We start from the raw sequence: 6,674 nt of genomic DNA, 5'->3' as shown, positions 1-6,674 counted from the left end.
CAAGCTTTTCTGGTCGGAACCCCCTAAGCCGAGTTTTCAAGGTGCTGCGCCGTCCACTTGGTTTTCGAGACTGGCCTTTTAATTCTAACGTAAAGCCAACCTAGAACGGCGGGGTTTCAGACCCAAAATTTCCGATGACCGGAAGCTCGGCTGGACACCCCAGATGGACAGATGAGATGCTAGATGAATTGGCAGACTCAGTTTCGGGAGTCAAAGACTCATACCATTGTTCTTTATTCGCGTCACAACGAATGCTGGCTTGGCAAGCATTCGAGCGTGGATGTCTGTCATGGATTCAGAAATTTGGTATCAGTTTTGGAATTGCGCGAATCAGTTTCGGAATTGCGGGAATCGGTTTCAGAGGTTAAAGATTCAGTAGAAGGGTTACAATTGACAGCACAAGCTCTGCTACAAATCGCCGCACAGCCACAACGAGAAAATGAAGCAAGGAGAGCAGAAATTGCTGAAATCAGACAAAGACAGGAAGAGTCAGACAAGCCTTTTGAGGTTTTGCTGTCAGAAGTTCGCTATTTAATTCGGCAAATTAAACCAGAAAATCAATCATAAGCTTGAGGAAAATGGCGGCAATTGCGTGTAAAATTCAAGTAGTTATCAAAAATTAAATAGGGAGCAAAACAAGCCATGACAAGAAGGGATGGGGAACGGACGAGATGGACAGATGAGATGCTAGATGAATTGGCAGACTCAGTTTCGCAAGTCAAAGAATCGGTTTCGGAATTGAGGGGATCGGTTTCGGAATTGAGAGAATCAGTTTCAGAAGTTAGAGATTCAGTGGATGGAGTAAGAATAACTGCACAAGCTTTACTCGAGATGGCAGCACAGCAACAGCGTAATATGGATGAAATGAGACAAAGACAGGAAGAGTCAGACAAGCGTTTTGAGGTTTTGCTGTCAGAGGTACGGTATCTGATTCGGCAAATTAAACCAGAAAATCAATCATAAGCTTGAGGAAAATGGCGGCGATTGCGTCTATAATTATCTATAATTTAAGCAGCTATTGAAACTGAGAAGAGAGAAAAACAAGCCATGACAAGAAGGGATGGAGAACGGACGAGATGGACAGATGAGATGCTAGATGAATTGGCAGACTCAGTTTCGGAATTGCGAGAATCGGTATCGGAAGTCAGAGACTCAGTTTCGGAATTGCGAGAATCGGTATCGGAAGTCAGAGACTCAGTTTCGGAATTGCGAGAATCGGTATCGGAAGTCAGAGAATCAGTAGATGGGGTAAGAATAACTGCACAAGCGCTGTTACAAATAGCTGCTCAACAACAGCGAGAAAATGAAGCTCGGCAAGCAGAAATTGCCGCAATCAGGCAAAGACAGGAAGAGTCAGACAAGCGTTGTGAGGTTTTGCTCTCAGAGGTACGGTATCTGATTCGGCAAATTAAACCAGAAAATCAATCATAAGCTTGATAAAACCAGCGGCGATTGCGTCTCGACAATTTAACCTAACCTTTTGTGAAACTAATTTACAAAATAATTGATAAACTATCATGGAGCAAAAATTATTGTTGGCTAAATTGTTAAAAGGTCTCTCGAGTAGGATGTTTCAGCTATCGAAAAGGATAGAATATTATGGTGGCAAAGTGGAGAGCAGTGGTGGAAAAGCTGAGTCCTGGATTGCGAAAGATTCTGGGCAATGTCGGTTGGCTATTTGCCGAGCGTCTGCTGACCATGATACTAGCTTTTTTTGTCGGAATTTGGGTAATTAGATATTTAGGGTCAGAAAATTTCGGAAAATTGAGTTATACTACCAGTTTTGTCGCTCTTTTTAGTGCGATCGCTCAATTGGGGTTGAATGCCATCGTCATCCGCAATATCGTCCAAGAGGAAAAAGCCGCTCCAGAGATTTTGGGTACTGCTTTTGTGCTAAAGTTAATCGCCAGTTTATTGACAATTATTATAATTGGTATGGCCATCTGGACGTTTGAGACCGATCCTGACGTTCGCTGGATGACCTTAATAATTTCCTTTAGCTTAATGTTCAGTGCTTTTGACGCAATCGAGTTTTGGTTTCAATCACAGGTACTTTCAGGAGTCTTGGCTATTCTGAGAAGCGTCCAGTTAATTATGAGTTCCCTGATCAAACTTTCATTTATTGCCTTCAAGTTGCCGTTAATGGCTTTTGTCTGGTTAATTCTGGCAGAGCAGGTTGTGAAGGTGCTGGGAATGCTCTGGGTTTACCCTAAGTACCACCAATCTATATGGCAATGGAGAGTCAATTGGTCGAAAGGGTTAGAAATGCTGCGAGATTCGTGGCCGCTGATCCTATCGGGTGTCATGATAACGATTTACATGAAGATCGATCAAGTTATGCTCGGTAATATGGCAAATGCTCAAGCAGTGGGAAACTATGCGGCGGCGGTCAGGTTCTCAGAAATTTGGTATTTTATTCCTATGGCAGTTTGTTCTTCTGTCTTTCCCGCAATCCTGCGGGCGAAGCAGAGGAGTGGAGAGGAATATTATGCTAGACTACAACAACTGTACGATCTCATGGCTTGGATGGCACTGTCGATAGCGATTCCTATGACCTTTGCTTCAGTACCTTTGTTGACAACTTTGCTCGGCAAGGAGTTTGCTGAAGCTGGTACAATTCTAGCATGGCATATTTGGGCTGGTCCTTTCGTCTTTTTGGGGGTGGCTCGCAGCAACTGGTTAATGGCTGAAAACTTCACTCGGTTTAGTTTTTTGACAACTTCATTAGGGGCGATTGTCAATGTCTGGTTGAATTTCTTGCTTATTCCCCCCTACAGCGGTGTGGGAGCGGCGATAGCAACTATGTTATCGCAGGCGGTAGCTTGTTACATTAGTTGTTTACTTTATCCTCCTATGTTCAAACATAGCCTGATGTTAACTAAAGCTTTGTTTATACCATTTCGTTTTGAGCAAAATCTCAATTATTTTAATAAAATAAAGCGAATCCTAATATAGTCTTGAAATTAAAACAACTAATGTCATGAAACAAACAATCAGAAACTTTTTAGTATGGATTTTAGCAAGACCTTTTTTTTATAGCTTCAACGTCAGGCTATATTCATTGACACTAAATTTTCTAGGAATTTTGAATTGGAAGAATGATAAGATAAGTGGTGAGTATTCTTTTCTTGCCAAACTGACAAAAAATTTTCAACCAGGTTCAGTCGTACTTGATATCGGAGCAAATGTTGGCAATTATTCTAACTTAATCAAACAACTTAACTCAGGAGTTATGATTTATGCCTTTGAGCCGCATCCGAAAACTTTTAAAATACTTCAAGAGAATGCCATTAAAAATAAGTATAAGGCTTTGAATTTAGGTTGCGGTAAAAGTAAATCGAAATTGGAACTATATGATTATAAAAATCAAGATGGCTCATCTCATGCTTCTCTGTATAGAGGTGCTATTAATGAGCTTCGCCAGTGTAACTCAGTTTCACATTTAGTGGACGTTATCGATCTAGATAGCTTTTTGTCTGAGCAGAATATACAAAAAGTAAACTTGCTTAAAATTGACGTTGAGGGGAATGAATACAGTGTCCTTGAGGGGCTGAAGGAAGCTCTTAAAAAAGGTATGATTGAGATTATCCATTTTGAGTTTAATGAAATGAACATTTTTAGTAGGACTTTCTTTAAAGATTTTTACGACCTATTAGAAGATTATAAAATTTTTAGGATGTTGCCAAGTCATCTATTGCCATTAGATACATATAGTCCCATCTTTTGTGAAATATTTGCCTATCAAAATATAGTTGCCGTACATAAAAACTATAGATTAAATCTATAGACTGGACTGAGACTAACAATTATTTTTCGTTAAAACAATATCCAAAACAAATATGAGATTATTATATGACTAATCTTCCAACGCTTAATCTTGTCAAGAAGCTATCCTACCACAATAGCTCCTTGAAATATGTATTACTATTTCTCGGCTTAATTGTATGGATTATAATACCGATAATTGGGATTTTTCCCCTTCTGCTTTTCATCCATTTTAATTTTAATAGCAAGAAAAATAAAATAAATGGGCTAAATTTAGTAATTTTAATATTAATTGCTGTAACAACTGCAATTTTTACGTCATCCCAGAACATTATTTCTGATACTGCAGTTTATGTAACAAACTATGAAGACTTAGGGCGATATAGCCCATTTGAATTAGCTCATGGCAAAGGTGTTGAATTTATACTCCCTTTATTGAGCTATCCTATTTATATAATTTCTAATGGTTCTAGATACTCTTTTTTATTCTGTTGGTCTTTATTTATTAATTTGGCGACTATCTATATAGCTATTAAATTATCAAAAGAAAATTTTGCTTTGATTTTATTTTATACAATAGCAAATCCAGTGTTCTTTATACAAATATTTTTAATGAGGCAATTTATTGCCAGCACCTTTGTACTACTCGCTATAGTTAATCTAGAGAGTGAGATAGCTACCTGGGGATTTTATGCGATAAGTATTTTTACTCACTTTACTAGCATTATGTATTTGCCCATTATTATATGGGGAATAAAATGGACTAATTGGATACGCAAATTATTTTCTATCTTTACGAATAATCTAGTTTTTAAAATTCTAGTTTTGTTTTTACTTATATCAGCTTTCGCGATCGGTATTCGATACGGTACTTTATTGAAGTTTTTTGATATCCTTAAAGGAACTGAAGCTTTATATGCAAAATCTCGTTACTGGGCTGCTGAAAACAAAGATACTGGCTTAGGAATTAGTCGTACAAAAATAGTTGAATTGTTAACTATTTTTTTGATCAATAGCTTCATGTTAAAAAAAAATCAGCAATCTACTAGAAATAAAAATAGAGATCTGATTATGTCTATAATCTTTACATATTTATTTTTCTTATGTCTGATAACAAGTAATATTGGTGGACATTTTAGTTTAAGAATTGGTTTATTGTTGCTTGGTTTTTCTGGAATTTTCTACTACCAACTTCTCGATAAAAAATGGAAAATTCCAGATCTAAAAAATATTTTTATTGCCATTAGCCTTATTGCTGTATTTGTCAGGTTTTTCTATTTTCTTTATAATCAAGGAAAGGTAGAATTATATTATCTTAACGGTCAACCATTTGAAAATTCTATATTGGAGTACATAAAATTAGCTTACGAAAGCTTTACCAACGACGTACAAATAGAAAGATTTCGTTAAACATACACAAATAACTTCTTTGCTGTATCATTAGTTGATTGCTGTCCTAAAAAAGTGTTTACTCAATCATCCTAAAGTTTTAGCTTCCAGATTTTAATCCTACCATTATTTGCGATCAAACAAAGTGAAGATAAATGAAGTTGGACACAGCCGCGATCGCCTTTGATATAATAGGAGCAAAGATGCTGCCTGCAAGAAAAGCCATGACACAAGAAGAAATCAAAGCAATTATCCGCCAAGAAATCCCCGAAATTCTCCAAGATAGGGAAATGCGGGACGATTACGACAGTAGTGTTGATGCTTTGGGAGCGATATGGGAACCGCAGTCGGAGTAATCTTTCCGCGATACTCTGAAAGCAATTTTAGAAGAGTCTTTCGGAGTGCCGGTGATTAATGTTACTGAATAGGATGACGAAGGCGAAGTCTTTGGCAGGCCAGACCAGATAGAATTGGATTTGTTAATCAAAAATGGACTGTTGATAATTGGTGAAATCCAATCCCCTATAAGTAAATAAGATATGTACACTTTCGATAAAAAAGTACAATTTTATCAGCAGCGACACCAACAAGAATCCAACTGCAAGATAGCTATTTCACTGACGGGAGATTTCAAGGCGCAGGAAATAGCTAAAAATTTAGGAATAGAAGTTTATAGTTCTGCAAGAGATGGAGAAGTCAGTTAATAAAAGGAAGGTTAAGGAAGATAAATAGTACAAGGCAATTATCAAGTGATCGCTACTTGACAAAACAGACAATATTTGTTAACATTAAGCTTGCCCAATTTATATCATTAATAAAACTGCGAGAAATGTCCACTATTTTATATGATTCTGATTTTGACTTGTGGATTGAGCAGACAATCCAACAATTAAAAGATCGTCAATTTGAACGACTAGACGTTGAACACTTAATTGAGGAATTACAAGACTTGGGCAAGTCAGAAAAAAGAGCCTTAGAAAGTAACTTAATGGTTTTGTTGGCTCATTTACTCAAGCTCAAGATACAAGGCGATGCGCCTGATACTATGACAGGCAGTTGGTATGATTCAATCAACGAACACCGGCAGCGAGTTCAAAAAAGCTTACGAGATACTCCATCTCTCAATCCCTATCTGTCAACAGCAGTTTCCTCAGTCTATCCAGACGCTCGCCAGCTGGCAATTAGAGATGGAAAAAAAGCCAAATTTGACGTTCGCATACCATTAGAAAATGACTATCCAATCACCTGTCCTTTTTCAATTGAGCAGCTCTTGGATGATGATTTCTGCTTAAATGCGTCTTAGCCTAGAATTGTGATATATACTTTAGACGTTCATAATCTGAGATTTATTAAACTTCTGAAATCGTAGAGTCAGTAAGGAATCCAGTTCTTTTTTATGTTTCAGATGGGCATCATTCAGACATTCATAAATAGCTGAAGAAAAGTCAGAAAAGTTCTCATAATATTTACCATATAAACATTTCTTTTTGACAAATTTCCACAGCCTTTCAATTAAATTT

The 6,674-nt window shown here is 37.2% G+C and carries 9 protein-coding genes and 1 pseudogene; 9 read left to right on the top strand and 1 reads right to left on the bottom strand.

The features are described 5' to 3' along the window. Positions 1 to 183: 183 nt before the first annotated feature. From O9324_RS24490 to O9324_RS24450, 9 genes are all read left to right on the top strand, one after another. Positions 184 to 567: a hypothetical protein gene (locus tag O9324_RS24490; protein WP_288141561.1), complete on the top strand. Its 384-nt coding sequence runs from the start codon at positions 184 to 186 to the stop codon at positions 565 to 567. A 75-nt stretch (positions 568 to 642) separates the two neighbouring features. Further along, positions 643 to 963 carry a hypothetical protein gene (locus O9324_RS24485; protein ID WP_288141560.1) on the top strand — a complete coding sequence of 107 codons (321 nt, stop codon included), beginning with the start codon at positions 643 to 645 and terminating at the stop codon, positions 961 to 963. An 84-nt stretch (positions 964 to 1,047) separates the two neighbouring features. Next, a complete protein-coding gene (locus tag O9324_RS24480; protein WP_288141559.1) occupies positions 1,048 to 1,431 on the top strand; it encodes a hypothetical protein in 384 nt (127 codons plus the stop codon). 168 nt (positions 1,432 to 1,599) lie between these two features. Next, complete coding sequence (locus O9324_RS24475; protein WP_288141558.1) at positions 1,600 to 2,955, top strand: flippase; 1,356 nt, start codon at positions 1,600 to 1,602, stop codon at positions 2,953 to 2,955. 25 nt (positions 2,956 to 2,980) lie between these two features. After that, positions 2,981 to 3,787 carry an FkbM family methyltransferase gene (locus O9324_RS24470; RefSeq protein ID WP_193959605.1) on the top strand — a complete coding sequence of 269 codons (807 nt, stop codon included), beginning with the start codon at positions 2,981 to 2,983 and terminating at the stop codon, positions 3,785 to 3,787. Positions 3,788 to 3,852: 65 nt separating this feature from the next. After that, a complete protein-coding gene (locus O9324_RS24465) occupies positions 3,853 to 5,175 on the top strand; it encodes an EpsG family protein (protein WP_288141557.1) in 1,323 nt (440 codons plus the stop codon). A 134-nt stretch (positions 5,176 to 5,309) separates the two neighbouring features. Further along, the gene (locus O9324_RS24460) at positions 5,310 to 5,510 is read left to right on the top strand and encodes a hypothetical protein (protein WP_288141556.1); all 201 of its coding nucleotides are present in this window, start codon (positions 5,310 to 5,312) and stop codon (positions 5,508 to 5,510) included. A 183-nt stretch (positions 5,511 to 5,693) separates the two neighbouring features. Beyond that, positions 5,694 to 5,858, top strand: a complete 165-nt coding sequence (locus tag O9324_RS24455) for a hypothetical protein (protein WP_288141555.1) — start codon at positions 5,694 to 5,696, stop codon at positions 5,856 to 5,858. 125 nt (positions 5,859 to 5,983) lie between these two features. Continuing rightward, a complete protein-coding gene (locus tag O9324_RS24450; RefSeq protein WP_288141554.1) occupies positions 5,984 to 6,457 on the top strand; it encodes a DUF29 domain-containing protein in 474 nt (157 codons plus the stop codon). 21 nt (positions 6,458 to 6,478) lie between these two features. On the opposite strand, the pseudogene O9324_RS24445 reads toward O9324_RS24450, so the two are convergent. Next, positions 6,479 to 6,674 (bottom strand): annotated as a pseudogene (locus O9324_RS24445) (IS630 family transposase); the annotation flags it as partial.

The sequence above is a fragment of the Microcystis sp. LE19-84.1B genome, assembly GCF_027531875.1.
GTDB classification, from domain to species: domain Bacteria; phylum Cyanobacteriota; class Cyanobacteriia; order Cyanobacteriales; family Microcystaceae; genus Microcystis; species Microcystis panniformis.
This window is presented reverse-complemented; position numbering and strand designations above follow the sequence as displayed.

Coding starts and splice junctions, on each gene's coding strand:
- O9324_RS24490 (WP_288141561.1), top strand. CDS start 184: ATGAATTGGCAGACTCAGTTTCGGGAGTCAAAGACTCATACCATTGTT.
- O9324_RS24485 (WP_288141560.1), top strand. CDS start 643: ATGACAAGAAGGGATGGGGAACGGACGAGATGGACAGATGAGATGCTA.
- O9324_RS24480 (WP_288141559.1), top strand. CDS start 1,048: ATGACAAGAAGGGATGGAGAACGGACGAGATGGACAGATGAGATGCTA.
- O9324_RS24475 (WP_288141558.1), top strand. CDS start 1,600: ATGGTGGCAAAGTGGAGAGCAGTGGTGGAAAAGCTGAGTCCTGGATTG.
- O9324_RS24470 (WP_193959605.1), top strand. CDS start 2,981: ATGAAACAAACAATCAGAAACTTTTTAGTATGGATTTTAGCAAGACCT.
- O9324_RS24465 (WP_288141557.1), top strand. CDS start 3,853: ATGACTAATCTTCCAACGCTTAATCTTGTCAAGAAGCTATCCTACCAC.
- O9324_RS24460 (WP_288141556.1), top strand. CDS start 5,310: ATGAAGTTGGACACAGCCGCGATCGCCTTTGATATAATAGGAGCAAAG.
- O9324_RS24455 (WP_288141555.1), top strand. CDS start 5,694: ATGTACACTTTCGATAAAAAAGTACAATTTTATCAGCAGCGACACCAA.
- O9324_RS24450 (WP_288141554.1), top strand. CDS start 5,984: ATGTCCACTATTTTATATGATTCTGATTTTGACTTGTGGATTGAGCAG.